This window comes from Pseudomonas sp. MWU15-20650, from assembly GCF_023242475.1.
Lineage (GTDB): Bacteria > Pseudomonadota > Gammaproteobacteria > Pseudomonadales > Pseudomonadaceae > Aquipseudomonas.
Genome location: NZ_JALJFG010000013.1, coordinates 1 through 16,062 on the forward strand (window position 1 = coordinate 1; position 16,062 = coordinate 16,062).

Below are 16,062 nucleotides of genomic sequence, written 5' to 3' on the forward strand. Positions count from 1 at the left end.
CAGCCCGCTCGCCACAACAAGCCCGCAAACCACAGTAAGCCCGATTGCCACAGAAAGCCTGGCTATTGATCGGACAGCGGCGGCAGGCGTCGCTTTACCGGGGTTTTCTTGACGATGGCTGTGTTGGTTTCGGCATAGGCGTTGATCCGGTCGAGCAGGGTGTCGAGGTGGTCCATGGTGCGCACATGCAGGCGTGCAATGAAGCAGTCCTCGCCGGTGACTTTGTCGCACTCGGTGAACTCGGGGATCGCCTGGATCTGGCGTTCCACTTCCTGCAATTTGCCGGGTAACGGGCGGATGCGCACGATGGCTTGCAGCAGGTAGCCGAAGTGCTTGGGGTCGATATCAACGGTGTAGTGGGTCAGCACGCCGCGCTCTTCCAGGCGACGCAAGCGTTCGCCGACGCTGGGAGAAGACAGCCCGGTGAGGCCGGCCAGGGCCTTGAGGGACAGCCGCGAGTCGTCCATCAAGGCGGCGATCAGTTGCTGGTCGATGGTGTCAATCATGGTGTCCGCCTAATAAGAAAAGGTAATTTGCATGTTTTGCCTTTTTTAGTCGCTGGAGCGGCCAACCAGCAGATTGCCATAATTGAGCCTCACTTGAGGAGCCTCAATCATGGATTCATCCATTCGTCGCGGGTCGTGGGAAATGGTCGCCGCCATGCTGATCTCGGGCACCATCGGCTGGTTTGTGCTGGTGTCGGGCGTGTCGGTGATCGAAGTGGTGTTCTGGCGCTGTGTGATCGGTGCGCTGACGCTGTTATTGGTGTGTGCGGTGCTGGGTTACCTGCGGCTGGATCTGCTCAGTTGGGCAACGCTCGGGCTGGCGATGCTCAGCGGCGTGGCCATTGTCGGTAACTGGCTGCTGCTGTTCGAATCCTACTCCCGTGCGTCCATCGCCATCAGTACGGCGGTGTATAACGTGCAACCGTTCATGCTGGTGATGCTGGCAGCCGTCTTTCTGGGTGAAAAAATCACCGTGCAGAAACTCGCGTGGTTGAGCGTGGCGTTCCTGGGGATGTTGGCAATTGTCACCGCCCATGGTGAGCAGCAGGCGGGCGGCGGGGATTACCTTGCGGGTATCGCATTGGCGCTGGGCGCAGCGTTCTTGTATGCGATTGCCGCGCTGATCATCAAGCGCCTGAAAGCCGTGCCACCGCACTTGATGGCGTTGATCCAGGTGGTCACCGGGGCCGTACTGCTGGCGCCCTTGGTGCCTTGGCACAGCTTGCCCGCAGCGACCAATGCCTGGGCGGCCTTGATCACGCTAGGCGTGGTGCACACGGGTTTGATGTATGTGTTGTTGTACGGAGCGATCCAGAAACTGCCGACAGCCATTACTGGCGCGCTGTCGTTTATCTACCCGATTGCGGCGATCTTCGTGGACTGGATTGCCTTCGGGCATCGCCTGGGTTGGCTGCAATGGCTGGGGGTGGCGGCCATTCTGCTGGCGGCGGCGGGGTTGCAGCGGGGCTGGTGGTGGCCCCGCTCCCACAGGGTTAGTGCGTACCCTGATAGATGATATTTTCCGGGTTGAAATGCTCCACGGCGCTGCCCGGCTGCGGCAACCCAAGGATATGCCCCTTGATCTTGCCCACCACGTGCATCTCGCAGGGCTTGCAGTCGAACTTCAAGGTCAGCACTTCGTCGCCGTGGATCAATTGCATCGGTGCCACCTTGGTTTTCACGCCGGTCACACCCTTGGCTTGTTTAGGGCACAGGTTGAACGAGAAGCGCAGGCAGTGCTTGGTGATCATCACCGGCACTTCGCCGGTTTCTTCGTGGGCCTCGAAGGCCGCGTCGATCAGCTTCACGCCGTGACGGTGGTAGAAGTCGCGGGCCTTCTGGTTGTAGACGTTGGCCAGGAACGACAGGTGCGCTTCCGGGTACACCGGTGGCGGTGAGGTCTCGGCCTTGCGCCCGCCCCGTGGGTGCGCTGCAACGCGAGCAGCGGTCAGCGCTTCGATCACTTCGCGGCGCAATGCCTTGAGCTGCGAGTTGGGGATGAAGAACGCTTGCGGCGCATCCAGCTCGGTGTGCGTGGCGTGGTATTCAGTGGTGCCGAGTTGGCCAAGCAGGTCACGCAGGGTGTCCAGCGCTTGTTCCGGTTTGTTGGCCACGCCGAACGGGCCGGGCAGGGTGACGCTGGCGCTGATGCCTTCTTCGCTGGTAGCGACGACGTGCAACTGATCTTCACGCAGGCGCGCGACCCAGGACAGACCAATGCGGCGTTCGGCCGAAGTCTTCAACAACGCTTGTTGCCAGTTATGGTCCAGGTTGCGGTTGAGCGGGTGATTGGGGCGCAACTGATGCAGGCCGGCCGGCATTTCGTTCGGCTCGACGCGGTAGCGGTAGCGTTTCTCGCCGTCTTCCTCGAACTCGCCTTTAGGCTCGGCGATGTTGGCGCGGAAACCCACCACTTCGCGCTTGACCAGCACATTGAGGCCGTCACCGTTGGACAGCGGCTCATGGGTGACCACTTGCAGGTCACGCTTGCCGGCTTTTTCCACCACACCCACCGGCAGGCCGGTGAAGGTCGGGGTGTCGAAGGCGCCGATGTCGATCTTGCGGTCGCTGACAAAGTAGTCGGTGCTGCCACGGTGGAAGGTTTTTTCCGGGTCGGGCAGGAAGAAGTGCGCGGTACGGCCGCTGGACGCGCGTGCCAGGTCCGGGCGGTCTTCAAGAATTTCGTCCAGGCGCTGGCGGTAGTAGGCCGTGATGTTCTTCACATAGCCCATGTCCTTGTAGCGGCCTTCGATCTTGAACGAACGCACACCGGCTTCGACCAGCGCACGCAGGTTGGCGCTCTGGTTGTTGTCTTTCATCGACAGCAGGTGCTTTTCAAAGGCCACGACACGGCCCTGATCATCTTTCAAGGTGTACGGCAGGCGACACGCCTGGGAGCAGTCGCCACGGTTGGCGCTGCGGCCATTTTGCGCGTGGGAGATATTGCACTGCCCGGAGAACGCCACACACAGGGCGCCGTGGATGAAGAACTCGATGGCGGCATCGGTCTCGTCGGCGATCGCGCGGATCTCTTGCAGGTTCAGCTCACGGGCCAATACCAACTGCGAGAACCCGGCCTGGTCGAGAAACTTGGCGCGGCCCAGGGTGCGGATGTCGGTCTGGGTGCTGGCGTGCAGCTCGATGGGTGGAATATCCAGCTCCATCACACCCAGGTCCTGCACGATCAACGCATCGACACCGGCATCGTAGAGCTGATGGATCAGCTTGCGTGCGGGTTCCAGCTCGTTGTCATGCAAGATGGTGTTAATGGTGGTGAAGACGCGGGCGTGGTAGCGGCGCGCGAATTCCACCAGTTGAGCGATATCGCTCACTTCGTTGCAGGCGTTATGGCGGGCGCCGAAGCTTGGCCCGCCGATGTAGATGGCGTCGGCGCCATGCAGGATCGCCTCGCGCGCAATGGCAACATCGCGGGCAGGGCTGAGCAATTCAAGGTGATGCTTGGGCAAGGACATAGTTTTTTTAGTCAGGCTTGTCACGGTTGAGGCGCGCATTGTAGCTGTGAAATGCCTGACCGGCATCTACCACAGGGCTGTCAGGCTTTGGCGGCCATGGCAGTGACCTCCACGCGCATGCCTTCCACGGCCAAGGCCGCAACGCCGACGGCGGCGCGCACAGGCCACGGCTTGGCGAAAAAGCGCTTGTAGACTTCATTGAAGGCGGCGCGATCGGCCATGTCCGTCAGGTAGATGGTCAAGTGCATCACCCGGTCCATGGCGCTGCCGGCTTTCTCCAGTGCAACCTTGAGGGCTTGCAGGGTGCATTCGCTTTGCAGGGTGATATCGCCCAGCTCCAGGCTGCCGTCGGCACGCGTGGGGATCTGGGTGGAGACGAGGATGCCGTTGAAGCCGACGACGTCGGAGGAAATCGAGTCGGCATCCGGGTCGGGGGTGTAGGACAGGTCGTGGTTGGCCATGGGCGCCTCTGGTTGGCGGGATCGAAAGGTGCCCATGGTCCCCGAAATAAACGCTCGGGGCAAACCGTTGACGGCAGTGCTTACTGCCAGCGTCGGAACAGCACGCTGGCATTTACGCCACCAAAGCCGAAGCCATTGGACAGCGCGTATTCAATCGGCATGTGCCGCGCTTGACCGCGCACCATGTCCAGGCCGTCGGCGAGCGTGTCCGGGTTTTCCAGGTTCAGCGTTACCGGCGCCACCTGATCACGCAGGGCGAGTACGGTAAAGATGGCTTCGATGCCACCGGCTGCGCCGAGCAAATGCCCGGTGGCGGATTTGGTCGAGCTGATGGCCGGGCTGCCGCTGGAACCGAATACCGCCTTGATGGCGGCCAGTTCGCCTTTGTCGCCGACGGGCGTAGAAGTTGCGTGGGCGTTGAGGTAGTGCACTTGCGCGGCGCCGATCCCGGCCTGACGCAACGCCTGGGCCATCGACCGACGCGCACCATCGCCATCCTCTGGCCCGGCGGTCATGTGATACGCATCGGCACTGGTGCCGTAACCAACCAGTTCGGCAATGGGGTGCGCACCGCGCGCCAGGGCGTGCTCCAGTTCTTCAATCACCAGAATGCCGGCGCCTTCGCCCATCACGAAGCCGTCACGCGCCTGGTCGAACGGCCGCGAGGCGCGCTCCGGGGTTTCATTGAAGTCGCTGGATAACGCGCGCGCCGCCGCAAAACCGGCCAGGCTGACCCGGTGAATCGCGGCTTCCGCGCCGCCGCAGACCGCCACATCGACTTCCCCGGCACGGATCATCCGCGCGGCATCGCCGATGGCCTGTACGCCTGCTGCACAGGCCGTTACCGGGGCGCCCAGCGGGCCTTTCAAGCCGTAGTTGATCGACACATGCCCGGCAGCCATGTTGCTGAGAAAAGACGGAATCGTGAACGGCGACAGGCGGCGTGGGCCCTTGCTGTCTGTGGTACGCACCGCCTCGGCAATCGCCGGGAAGCCGCCGACGCCAGACGCGATGATAGTGGCGGTGCGTTCCTGTTCTTCCGGCGTCTTTGGCGCCCAGCCGGCCTGTTTCAATGCCTCATCTGCCGCGGCGAGGGCAAACAGAATGAAGCGGTCCATCTTGCGCTGTTCCTTGGCCGCCAGCAGTCGATCCGGGTCAAAACCGGCGTCCGGGTCTTGCTGCACACTCTGCACCTGGCCACCGATGCTGATCGCCAGGTCACCGATCAATGCTTCAGGCAGGCGGCGAATGCCCGATTGCCCGTTCAGCAGGCGTTGCCAGGTGGCTTCCACATTGGCGCCCAACGGTGTCAGCGCACCCATGCCCGTCACAACGATACGTTTACTCATGATCCATCGACTCCGGTTGCGTTTAGGGATACACAGCTGTGGACGTCACTATCATCATGAAAGTAACATGACATTACACAAGTGTGTACCGACACCTAGGAACCCTTATGCAACGTAAGTCCCTCATCAGTGATGAATGCCCGATCGCCCGTAGCCTTGAGCGAGTAGGGGAGTGGTGGAGCATCCTGATCATGCGCGACGCATTACACGGCTTGCGCCGCTTCGATGAGTTCTCGCGCAGCCTGGGCATTGCGCCGAATATGTTGACGCGGCGCCTCAATGGTCTGGTGGAGGTGGGCATGCTGGAGCGTCGCCCCTACAGCCAGCGGCCACTGCGCTACGAATATGTGCCGACGGCCAAGGGCGAGGATTTCCGTATGGTGCTGATGTCGTTGGTGGCGTGGGGCAATCGGCATTACGCCGAGGAGGGCACGAGTGTCGAAGTGGTGGAGCGCCAGACGGGTCGGGCGGTGCAGCCGATGATGGCCACTGCCGAGGGGCAACTGATTCCGTTGGATCAGTGCGTGGTGCAGGCCGGCCCAGCCGCCAGCACGGGAATGCGCCAACGGCTGGAGTCGATCCCGCAGTGATTACAACAGGGTGAACGGGTAGTCGACGATCACCCGCAGTTCGTTCAACTTGCCATCGCCTTGGTCGGCATTCGATGAAACCATCGCGTCGCGCACCCGCAGCGACAGGTTTTTCGCCGGGCCGCTCTGGATCACGTATTTGGCTTCTACGTCCGTTTCGTGGTGGTCGCCATCGGCGCCGTAGTCGCCCACATAGGCGCTGTTGGCGGGGGTGTGGGTGCCGTTGATGTCCGAGCCGTTGATGTAGCGGGCCATGAAACTCAAGCCCGGCACACCGTAGCTGGCCATATTCAGGTCGTAGCGAATGCCCCAGGATTGCTCGCCCGGGCCGTTGAAGTCGCCCCACTGCACGGAGTTGGCCAGGTAGATCGAGTCGCCGCCTTCGCCCGCGCCGTTGTTGCCGGTGCCGATGTAGTCGAACGGCGTGTCGCCATGCACTTTCTGGAACGACAGCGTCAGGGTGTGGGCCGCGAGGAAGGAATACGCTGCCGCCAACGAATACGTGGTGTTGTTGATGGCCCCGGCCTTGGCGCTGCCGGTGTCGAGGGTGCGATACAGGTTGCCGTCCAGCGCCAGCGACTGGTCATGCCCCAGTGGAATGACGTAGTTGAGGTTGGTGTAGTACTGGCGCCAGATATCTTCCAGTTCGCCGGCGTACACGGTTGCGCTCAACGACGGCGTGAAGGTGTATTTGCCGCCGATGAAGCTCGCACTGTTGGCGGCCACATTGGCGTAGGTGGCATAGATATCGTGGTCATGGTTGCTGGTCATGCCGCTGTTGGTGCTGGTGAAGTGCCCGGCTTCCAGGTCCAGCCCGGCGATTTCGCTGCTGGTCAGGTCAAAACCCGTGGCGGTCTGTGGCAGCAGGCGGGTACCGCCCGTGGCAAAGACCGGCGCAGTGGGTTGCATGTCACCGAATTTCAACTGGGTCTTGGAAATCTTGACCTTCACTGCGGCGCCCACTGAGCCGTAGGCGTCTTCAGGGTCGCCATGCCGGTCGGTCGGCAGGTCGCCGGTGCCGGCGTCCCCGTGGGTGGCGTCCAGTTTCAGGCCGCCGTAGGCGTAGGCATCCACACCAAAACCGAGGGTGCCCTGGGTGAAGCCCGAGGCGTAGTTGAGCATGGCGCCTTGGGTCCAATCGCGGTTGTCCGCCTTGTCGCTTTGCCGGTCGCGATCGAAGTAGTCATTACGCAACAGGCCCGTGATGCTGCTGCCTTCGATAAAACCCTTGGCGTCTGCCTGATCCGTTACCGACTCGGCGAAGGCCACGTGGCTGATACTGGCACAGATGGCCAGTGTTAACAGGTTCCACTGTTTGTTCATGTTTATTTCCCCGGAATCATTAACGCGCGCGCAGAAACACCGCACTTATTGGACAGTGAATACAAGGTTATGGGCAGGTGTTTACAGGTGAGCGTAATGGCGTTTTTATTGTGCTCGACGTGGTTGTCGAGGCTGATTTTTATCATATTTTCCGGGGGGCGTAGCCGGGCGCCTGATTAAACTCAATTAATTAAACTTCACGTTGTTTAATAGAGTGAAGGTGTAGCGTTGATCGGGTCTTAGCCGCTCTGCTTCGACAAAAACCTTTGGTTTGCCGCCGCAGGCTCTGCGGCGGATTTTTTAATGCTTAGTTGGAAGGCTCTCTATCAATATTGATACATGGGCAAATGAATATTTCTACGCCAGTTACTCTTTTACATCCATGAACTCTTCGGCCCAGGCCACGTAGCTCTCAGGCAACGTGTACGTGTGGGTGAGTTCGGTCGCACTGAGGTTGGACGTACTGTGAGTCAGCTTGCGCTGGGCACGCAGGCTGTCGTAGGTGGCCTTGATTGACGCAAAGTAGGCGCCATGGCCGGCCACCACAATGCGCACGCCCAGGCTGGCCAGGCGCTCGCTGTCGTTGAGCTTTGGGTTGCCGTAGGTCACCAGCATCAGCGGCACCGTGAGGTTTTGTGCGATCTGCTCAAGGTGCTCGAAGTCCTTGACGCCCACCATGCAGATCCCGTCGGCACCGGCCTTTTCATACGCCTGGGTACGTGCGATGACGTCTGCGGTCGGCAACACGCCTGCGTTCGTGCGGGCAATGATCGACAGTTCCGGGTCGACACGGGCTTCAAGGGCTGCCTTGACCTTGCCGATGCCTTCCTCGACCGAAATCAAGTCCGTGGATTTACGGCCGAACTGCGCGGGCAAGAGGGTGTCTTCAATGGTCAGCGCCGCAACGCCGGCACGTTCCAGTTCTTCGACCGTGCGCATCACGTTCAGGGCATTGCCGTAGCCGTGGTCGGCGTCGGCAATGAAGGGCAATTGGGCCACGCGGCCGATACGGGTCGCCTGCTCCACAAACTCACTCAGGGTAATCAACGCAAAATCAGGGGCCGCCAGCACCTGCAACGAGGCGACCGAACCACCCAGGATGCCGACCTCGAAGCCCAGGTCTGCCGCGATCCGGGCAGACATGGGGTCGAAGACGGAAGCGGTTTCAACGCAGATTGGCTGGGCAAGCAGGTTACGGAAATTGCGGCGCAGCGCTGAGTGAGAAATTTTCGGCATGGTATTTCCTGGCTTTGGTCATCGTCGAGTGACGATCAATGTCTATTCATGGTTACGCGAGATTACCATGCACACGCACAGGGGATTGTGACGTTTGAGCTGGCGCAGGGGGCTAGCCCAGGGTTCTGCGCTTCACGGTGTGGCGATGCACCTGCCGAGTGCATCGCCCGCCGCGTGTTATTGACCGATGGCTGTGTACGATGTGCCCAGGTCGCTGGCCCAACCGTCAAGCACTGCCTTGACGTTGTCGGCGGTCATGACTTGCTTGTCGTTGTCCAGCGGGACGCCCGTGCCCTTGCGCACCACCGCGGCCACTACATCGCCGGTTGAACCATCCTCAAGCGACAGCTCCGTGGCGATTTCACTGTCTTGGTCACGGATGCCGGCGGCGGTACTCACGCCCGCTGCGACCAAGGTGATCGGCAACCACTCATAAAACCGCAGGCCCTGGGTGCTGGTGGCAACCCGCGTAATGGCGGGCCTTACCGTCAGGGTACCGGGTCCCGGTTGGGTGGCCAGTGGCACGACTTTGCCCAGTTCGGACCTGAGGGCCGAGTCGTAATAGCCGGTGATGTTGGCGAGTGTGCTGTGTGGAATCCGCGCGCTCGGCTTGATGGCGGGGTAGAACTGGCTGGGTGCCAGGTAGACCTGCTTGTAGCGGCCGCGCTTCAAGGCCGGGCTGACCCAGCTCAGCACGGTCTGCCCCGAGGGCGACTGCTGTTCGCTGAGTACGCTGTAATCGTGCAAGAAACCGGTGTACATCTCGGGTTCGACCTTTTTGCTGCTACAGGCCGAGAGGCTCAAGGTGGCAGCCAATAACAGCGGCAGTGAGCAGTGGTTTCGCATCAATGGGATTCCTTGGTTTTCGGGGCGTTTTCCGAGCACTCGATGTGCAGCTGGCCATGGGTCATGATCCAGTGCATGAGTTCGGCGATGGGAATGGAGTGGGCGTATTCGACCCAGCGGGCGGCGTCAGGGCTGTAATGCTCGAAGTAGCGGCGCAGCACGATCCGGTCTTGGTCAACCGCCAGCGCCAGGCATGCTTCCTGGAAAAGGATCGGGCTGTCCTGTTCCGGTGCCGTGGTGTGCTGGCTCAGGACCAATGGCCGTTTGGCGTCTTGCTCTTGCGTGGTATACCTGCTGTGCAACGTCTTCATGAAAGCCCCCTTTGAATCGACGGCCAGCAGGATGCCTGAGGGGCGTTGCCCGAAGATGTCCGGCTGATGTCCGCCACGAAGCAATGTTGCTCGATTGAAATAAATGACCCGGGCGCCGGAATGGTTTTAGATGTCTTCCTTTTTGGCCTGGGGAGCTATGTGAACGTGAGCAGACTGCTGATCGTCGATGACGATGTGGAAATTCTGTCATTGCTGAAGAAGTTCTTCGTCCAGCATGCCTATGACGTAGACGTGGCCCCGGACGGTGAAGCCATGTGGGCGGCGATCGCACAGCATCGGCCGGACACCATCATCCTCGACCTCATGCTGCCCGGCGAAGGCGGCCTTAGCCTGTGCCAGAAAGTGCAGGCCCAGCTGGGGATTCCCACCATCATGCTGACGGCCATGGGCGAGTTGAGTGATCGCATTGTCGGCCTGGAACTGGGCGCCGACGACTACCTGACCAAGCCGTTTGCCCCGCGAGAATTGCTGGCCCGCCTACGCGCGGTACAACGTCGCGCGGGCCAGCCAGTCAGCGTCCCAGGCGAGCGCTCACGGCCGGTGATTGCCTTCGCCGGTTGGCATCTGGATGTCACCTGCCGCGAGCTGCGTTCCCCCGAGAACGTGATGATTCCGCTGTCCGGTGGCGAGTTCGACTTGCTGGTGGTGTTTCTCGAACATCCGCAGCGCATCCTCACCCGCGAACAATTGATCGACCTGACCCACGGCCAGGGCCACGACGCCTTCGACCGCAGCATTGATGTGCAGGTCAGCCGGCTGCGGCGCAAGATCGAACCGGATTGCAAGCGCCCGGACCTGATCCGTACGGTACGCAATGGCGGCTATATGTTCACCGCCCAGGTCACCCGGTCGTGATCCGCCGCCTCTTGCGCCGCGACACCCTGAACCGTCGGATAGCCCTGACCATCGTCGCGGCGATGCTGGCTTCACTGGCCCTCAATGCCTTGTTCGTTCAGGTTGCCGGCGTCTGGGCGCGTCCGCCCATCGACCGCACTGGCTTACTGGAGCAATTGGCCGCGACGTCAAAAGTCATCGAGGCCGCGCCTGTGCCGTTGCGCTCGCAACTGGCGCAAGCGGCCAGCAGTGCCAGCCTGCACGTCACCTGGAGCGCCCAGCCAGCGGATTTCGGGCTTCCCACTCGCGGCAGCCATTTACAAGCCGGCAGTGTGCCAGGGCTGCAGGAATTGTTCGGTGTTGATCGAAACATCCAGGTGTTCAACCCGGACGATTGGCCCAGTGGCAGCGCCGAGGCACGCTATATGGCGCTCATCCAGCTGCACGATGGCAGCTGGTTGTCGTTTACGCCTTCTGAACGTAGCTGGGGGTTGAGCGCAAGCACGCGGATCGCAGTGATCATCGCCCTGGGGTTGATCGCGACGCTGTTGGTTGCCTGGGTCGCCACCCGGCAGTTGGCCATGCCGTTGCAACGCTTCGCCAGCGCCGCCAGGCGCTTCGGTGGCGACCTGCGGGCGCCGCCCATCGACATTGAAGGGCCCCACGAGATACGCCAGGCGATCATCGCGTTCAACACCATGCAGGCACAGATTCAGCATTTCATCGGCGAGCGCACGCACATGCTGGCCGCCATTTCCCATGACTTGCGCGCGCCGTTGACCCGGATGCGGCTGCGCAGCGAGTTCATGGAAGACCTTGACCACCAGCGCAAACTGATTCGCGATGTCGAGGAAATGCAGTCGATGATCAACGCCGCGCTGGCGTTCTTTCGCGAAGACACCGACCCGGAGCCCAGCACGGCATTCGACCTGTCGGAATTGCTGCAAACCATCATCGATGACTACCGCGACCAGCACATTGACGTCGACTTCAGCGGCCCGTCGCATGTGGTCTATCACGGCCGTCCGCTGGGGATCAAACGGGTGATCGTCAACCTGCTGGAAAACGCCACCAAATATGCCCAGCACCCGGGCATCACGCTGAGCGTGGGCCCTCACGCGATCTGCATCGAGGTCAGCGATGAAGGCCCGGGAATCCCCGAAACGGCCCTGGAGCGCGTATTCGATCCGTTCTTTCGCCTCGAAGCTTCGCGCAACCGCAATACCGGCGGGGTAGGGCTCGGGCTCTCGGCGGCACGCGCCATTGTTCGCGAACAGGGAGGCGATCTGACGCTGAGCAATCGCCACGGCCAAGGGTTGATGGCCCGGGTCGAGTTACCCCGGGCCTGCTAGGCCGTGCCCACGGGCTCCGGGCCTGTGAGTGGCTGGGCTTCCTGATGGTGGGTGCTGCCAATGAACATATACATCGCCGGCACCATGAACAGCGTCAGGATCGTGCCGATCGACAGCCCGGCGAAGATCACCAGGCCCATGTCATGCCGCCCCGCAGCGCCCGCACCCGAGGCCCAGACCAGTGGCACCACGCCCAGGACCATCGCGGCCGTGGTCATCAGGATAGGGCGCAAGCGCACGGCGGCGGCCTCTTCAATCGCCTCACGCTTGCTGCGGCCTGCGCGTTGCAACGCGTTGGCAAACTGCACGATCAGGATCCCGTGCTTGGTGATCAACCCCAGCAACGTCACCAGGCCCACTTGGGTGTACACGTTGATGGAGGCGTAGCCCATGGTGATGAAGGCCAGCGCGCCAAACAGCGCCGGCGGCACCGAGAACAGAATCACCACCGGGTCGCGGAAGCTCTCGAACTGGAAGGCCAGGGCCAGGTAGACGATCAGAATCGAGAACATCAGCAGCCCGAAGAACCCGCCGGACTCCTGCATGAACTGCCGCGACTCGCCGGAAAAGTCCGAGGTGTAGCCCGAGGGCGCCACGTTGTGCAGGATCGTGTTCAGTTTCGCCAGCAACTCCCCTTGGGCCACGCCACTGACACCGGACAGGGTTGCCGAGTTGAGTTGCTGGAAGTGGTTGATCGATTCCGGCTGCGTCGAGGTCTCGATATGCGCCACCGTACGCGCCGGGATCATCGCCCCCGAAGGCGTGCGGATGTAGTAATCGAGGATTTGATCCGGGTTGAGGCGGTCAACCTGCAACACCTGGGGAATGACTTTGTACGAACGCCCGGCGGTCGAGAAGTAGTTCACGTAGTTGCCGCCTAACGCCGCAGACAGGGCGGCCCCCACGTCCGCTTGGGTCATGCCCAGCGCAGCAATTTTTTCACGGTCAACCACCAGCCTGGCTTGGGGCTTGTCCAGTTTCAAATCCATGTCGGCGAACCAGAACAATTGTTGCTTCTGGGCCTCTGCCATCACCGCTTGTGCGACTTCATTGAGGTTTTCCACCGAGTCGGTGGTGGTAATCACAAATTGCACCGGCAAACCCTGGGCGCCTGGCAGCGATGGCAGTGGGAAGGCGGCGATGGTTGCCCCGGGTACCTGGTTCCACTTTTTCTGCAGGTCCAGGATCAACTGGGCCTGGGAGCGCGTCCGGTCGCCCCAGGACTTGAGCAACACGCCGCCCAGCCCCTGGTTGAGTGCAGGCAGGCCGGTCAGTTGGAACATCTGCGCGTATTCAGGTTCTTTGTTGGCGATCTGGAACGCCTGGTCGGCAATGCGCTCCATCTGCTGCGGCGAGGCCGTCGGCGGGCCTTTGATTTGCATGAAGACCAGCCCCTGGTCCTCGGTGGGGGACAGTTCGCTTTTGGCGGTCATGCCACTGGCGGCCACCAACAGGAACAGCACAAAGCCAAACGTGACCAGCACCGGCCAGACGTTCAGGCCGCCTGACAGTACACGGTGGTAACGCCGCCGCAGCCAGTCGAAATACTGATCGAGCCGCCGCGCGAAACGACCTTCTTCCTGCCCGGACTTGAACAGCCGCGAGGTCATCATCGGTGACAGCGTCAACGCCACCACGGCCGACACGGTCACCGCGCCCGCCAACGAGAAACAGAACTCCTTGAACAGGGCGCCGGTGAGCCCGCTGCGCAACCCGATGGGCACGTACGCAGCAATCAACACCACGGTCATCGCGATGATCGGCCCGCCCAATTCCCGCGCCGCAATCAACGCGGCCTCCAAGACGCCTTTACCTTCCTCCTTGATATGGCGGTCGACGTTCTCCACCACAATGATCGCGTCGTCCACCACCAAGCCTATCGCCAAGACCAGGGCGAGCAGGGTCAGCAGGTTGATCGAATACCCCAGCAGGTACATGACAAAGAAGGTGCCGACCAGCGACAGCGGGATCGCCACCAACGGCACGATCACCGCGCGGAACGAGCCGAGGAACAGGTAGATGACCACCGAGACGATGATCATCGCTTCGACCAAGGTCTTCACCACCTCGAAAATCGAGGTGTTGATGAACTCGGTGGAGTCATACACGATCTCGCCGCGCACGCCGGTGGGCAGTTGCGATTGCAGCTCGGGGAACGCTTCGCGCACGCTGGTGGCGACGGTCAGGATATTTGCCGTCGGCGCGACTTTGATACCGATGAACACCGAACGCTTGCCGGAAAACGCCACGCTGCTGTTGTAGCTTTCGGCGCCCAGGGTGACCGTCGCCACGTCCTCCAGGTACACCAGTGCGTCACCTTTGTGCTTGACCACCAGCCGTTTGAATTCATCCACCGTGTGCAAATCGGTGCCGGCCGTCAAATCGACCGTGACTGTTTGCCCTTTGGTGGAGCCGACGGCCGACAGGTAGTTGTTGTTGGCCAGGGACGTGGACACGTCCTGCGCCGTCACGTTATGGGCCGCCAGTTTGTCCGGGTCCAGCCAGGCACGCAGGGCAAACTGGCGCCCGCCCAGGATTTCTGCGGTTTGCACGCCCTGGAGCGAGTCCAGCTTGGGCTTGACCACCCGCACCAGGTAATCGGTGATGTTATTGGTGGGCAGTGTGTCGCTGTAGAAACCCAGGTACATGGCGTCTGTGGTCTGCCCGACGGCAATCGTGAGCACCGGCTCCTGGGCCTGTGCCGGAAGCTGGTTCTTGACCGAGTTGACCTGGGTGTTGATCTCGGTGAGTGCCTTGCTCGCGTCGTAGTTCAGCCGCAGCGTGGCGGTAATGGTCGAGATACCGGTGATGCTCGACGAGGACAGGTAGTCGATGCCCTGGGCTTGGGCGATGGCCGACTCAAGTGGCTGGGTGATAAAGCCGGCAACCGTGGACGCGTCTGCACCGTAGTAGGCGGTGGTGATGGTGACCACCGTATTCTCCGTGCGTGGCCATTGGTTGACGGGTAGCTCGAAGATCGAGCGCAGCCCCAGGATCAGGATGAACAGCGAGACGACCACGGCCCAGACCGGACGCTGAATAAAGGTATCGGTGAGTTTCATGGGACACCTTTAATGTTCTTGGGGCGTCGGAGCCGGGTCGTTGAGCGGCGCGGCGCTGTTATTGACCTGCACCGGCGAGCCATTCTTGAGCTTCATCTGGCCACTGGTGATCAGCAGATCGCCTTCTTTCACCCCAGACAGGATCGCAACCTGGTCGCCCCGGGTCGGCCCGGTCTTGATAAAGGTTTGTTGCGCTGTGAGCACGTCCTCGCCTTTGTCGTTTTTGCTCGAGGTAGCGATGAAGACCGTGGTGCCGTAAGGGTTATAGGTGACTGACGTCTGCGCAACGGTGAGGTAGCGCTGGGTTGCACCGGAATTGACCACGGCGCGAGCGAACATCCCGGGCACCAGGTTCTGCTTGGGGTTTTCGACGGTCGCCTCAATGGTGACGTTGCGGGTCGTCGAGTCGAATTGCGTGTCGATGGTGCTGATCCGGCCCGTGAAGGTTTGGTTGGCGAGACCGTCAGCGCTGACGGAGACGCTTTGGCCGATGGCGATAGCCTCCAGTTGGGTCTGCGGTACCGTGAAGTCGATGTAGATGGGGTCGAAGGTCTGCAGCGTGGCGATTTTGTCGCCGGGGTTGAGGTATTGGCCGGGGTTGACGCTGGTTATCCCGATGCGCCCGGCAAACGGTGCGCGGATGGTTTTTTTCGCCACCAGCGCGCGCTGTTGTTCGGCGGCGGCGAGCTTGGCCTTCAAATCCGCCGTGTCGGTGTCAACCTGGGCTTGGGAGATGGCATTCACCGCCAATTGGGCCTTGTCGCGCTTGAGCACGATCCCGGCCAGGTCGGCCGTGGCTTCAAGGGAGTGAAGTTGGGCGATGTCGGAATCGGCATTCAACTGCACCAGCAGCGCCTGGGCGTCAACGTTCTGGCCAGGCTTGAAGCCAATCGTACGTACGATGCCGCCCACTTCAGTGGTCACATCCACGCCTCTGACGGCCTTCATCGATCCCACCGCGGAGACACTCGGTTGCCATTCGGCGTACGGCACCTGCATGGCCGTGACCACGGCGGCAGGCAAGGGTACTTTTGACTGGGCGATCAGCGCCGAGATCTGCACAAATTTTACCCCGGCGATGATCGCGACAATCACCAGGACCACCACGACCATGATGAGCATGGGGCGCCACAGCCGGCGCTTGCGCGGTGGGCTGGGCTGGGGAGGCAGGGGGGAGGCGGTCTGGACGTCAGCCATGG

The 16,062-nt window shown here is 61.5% G+C and carries 14 protein-coding genes; 4 read left to right on the forward strand and 10 right to left on the reverse strand.

Annotation, left to right across the window (positions count from 1 at the left end):
* Nucleotides 1-62: 62 nt before the first annotated feature.
* Nucleotides 63-506 carry an Lrp/AsnC family transcriptional regulator gene (locus M5B43_RS12725; RefSeq protein ID WP_248750442.1) on the reverse strand — a complete coding sequence of 148 codons (444 nt, stop codon included), beginning with the start codon at nt 504-506 and terminating at the stop codon, nt 63-65.
* Between the two features lie 109 nt (nt 507-615).
* Here M5B43_RS12725 and M5B43_RS12730 point away from each other — a divergent pair, with 109 nt between their 5' ends.
* Entirely contained in the window at nt 616-1,521 is a 906-nt protein-coding gene (locus M5B43_RS12730) for a DMT family transporter (RefSeq protein ID WP_248750443.1), read from the forward strand.
* On the opposite strand, the gene M5B43_RS12735 is transcribed toward M5B43_RS12730, so the two are convergent.
* From M5B43_RS12735 to fabF, 3 genes are all read right to left on the reverse strand, one after another.
* Nucleotides 1,499-3,478 (reverse strand): U32 family peptidase, encoded by a 1,980-nt coding sequence (locus M5B43_RS12735; protein ID WP_248750444.1) that lies wholly within the window; start codon nt 3,476-3,478, stop codon nt 1,499-1,501. The genes M5B43_RS12730 and M5B43_RS12735 overlap by 23 nt on opposite strands.
* Before the next feature lie 80 nt (nt 3,479-3,558).
* Nucleotides 3,559-3,939: a RidA family protein gene (locus M5B43_RS12740; protein ID WP_248750445.1), complete on the reverse strand. Its 381-nt coding sequence runs from the start codon at nt 3,937-3,939 to the stop codon at nt 3,559-3,561.
* An 80-nt stretch (nt 3,940-4,019) separates the two neighbouring features.
* Entirely contained in the window at nt 4,020-5,288 is a 1,269-nt protein-coding gene (gene fabF, locus M5B43_RS12745) for a beta-ketoacyl-ACP synthase II (RefSeq protein ID WP_248750446.1), read from the reverse strand.
* Nucleotides 5,289-5,395: 107 nt separating this feature from the next.
* Between fabF and M5B43_RS12750 the strand changes: the two genes are divergently transcribed.
* Nucleotides 5,396-5,878, forward strand: a complete 483-nt coding sequence (locus M5B43_RS12750; protein ID WP_248750447.1) for a helix-turn-helix domain-containing protein — start codon at nt 5,396-5,398, stop codon at nt 5,876-5,878.
* On the opposite strand, the gene M5B43_RS12755 is transcribed toward M5B43_RS12750, so the two are convergent.
* From M5B43_RS12755 to M5B43_RS12770, 4 genes are all read right to left on the reverse strand, one after another.
* Entirely contained in the window at nt 5,879-7,201 is a 1,323-nt protein-coding gene (locus tag M5B43_RS12755) for an OprD family porin (RefSeq protein ID WP_248750448.1), read from the reverse strand. It lies immediately after the preceding gene.
* Between the two features lie 366 nt (nt 7,202-7,567).
* A complete protein-coding gene (locus tag M5B43_RS12760; RefSeq protein WP_248750449.1) occupies nt 7,568-8,437 on the reverse strand; it encodes an oxaloacetate decarboxylase in 870 nt (289 codons plus the stop codon).
* Between the two features lie 177 nt (nt 8,438-8,614).
* Complete coding sequence (locus tag M5B43_RS12765) at nt 8,615-9,283, reverse strand: DUF3313 domain-containing protein (RefSeq protein ID WP_248750450.1); 669 nt, start codon at nt 9,281-9,283, stop codon at nt 8,615-8,617.
* On the reverse strand, nt 9,283-9,594 hold the full coding sequence (locus tag M5B43_RS12770; protein ID WP_248750451.1) for a hypothetical protein: 312 nt from the start codon (nt 9,592-9,594) through the stop codon (nt 9,283-9,285). Before M5B43_RS12770 ends, M5B43_RS12765 begins: the two co-directional genes overlap by 1 nt.
* Before the next feature lie 120 nt (nt 9,595-9,714).
* Between M5B43_RS12770 and M5B43_RS12775 the strand changes: the two genes are divergently transcribed.
* Both M5B43_RS12775 and M5B43_RS12780 read left to right on the forward strand, forming a co-directional pair.
* Nucleotides 9,715-10,470: a response regulator gene (locus M5B43_RS12775; protein WP_248750452.1), complete on the forward strand. Its 756-nt coding sequence runs from the start codon at nt 9,715-9,717 to the stop codon at nt 10,468-10,470.
* Nucleotides 10,467-11,801, forward strand: a complete 1,335-nt coding sequence (locus tag M5B43_RS12780) for an ATP-binding protein (RefSeq protein ID WP_248750453.1) — start codon at nt 10,467-10,469, stop codon at nt 11,799-11,801. The genes M5B43_RS12775 and M5B43_RS12780 overlap by 4 nt, the downstream gene beginning before the upstream one ends.
* Here M5B43_RS12780 and M5B43_RS12785 read toward each other — a convergent pair.
* The gene (locus tag M5B43_RS12785) at nt 11,798-14,863 is read right to left on the reverse strand and encodes an efflux RND transporter permease subunit (RefSeq protein WP_248750454.1); all 3,066 of its coding nucleotides are present in this window, start codon (nt 14,861-14,863) and stop codon (nt 11,798-11,800) included. The two genes, M5B43_RS12780 and M5B43_RS12785, sit on opposite strands and share 4 nt — an antisense overlap.
* 9 nt (nt 14,864-14,872) lie before the next feature.
* Nucleotides 14,873-16,060: an efflux RND transporter periplasmic adaptor subunit gene (locus tag M5B43_RS12790; protein ID WP_248750455.1), complete on the reverse strand. Its 1,188-nt coding sequence runs from the start codon at nt 16,058-16,060 to the stop codon at nt 14,873-14,875.
* Nucleotides 16,061-16,062 lie beyond the last annotated feature (2 nt).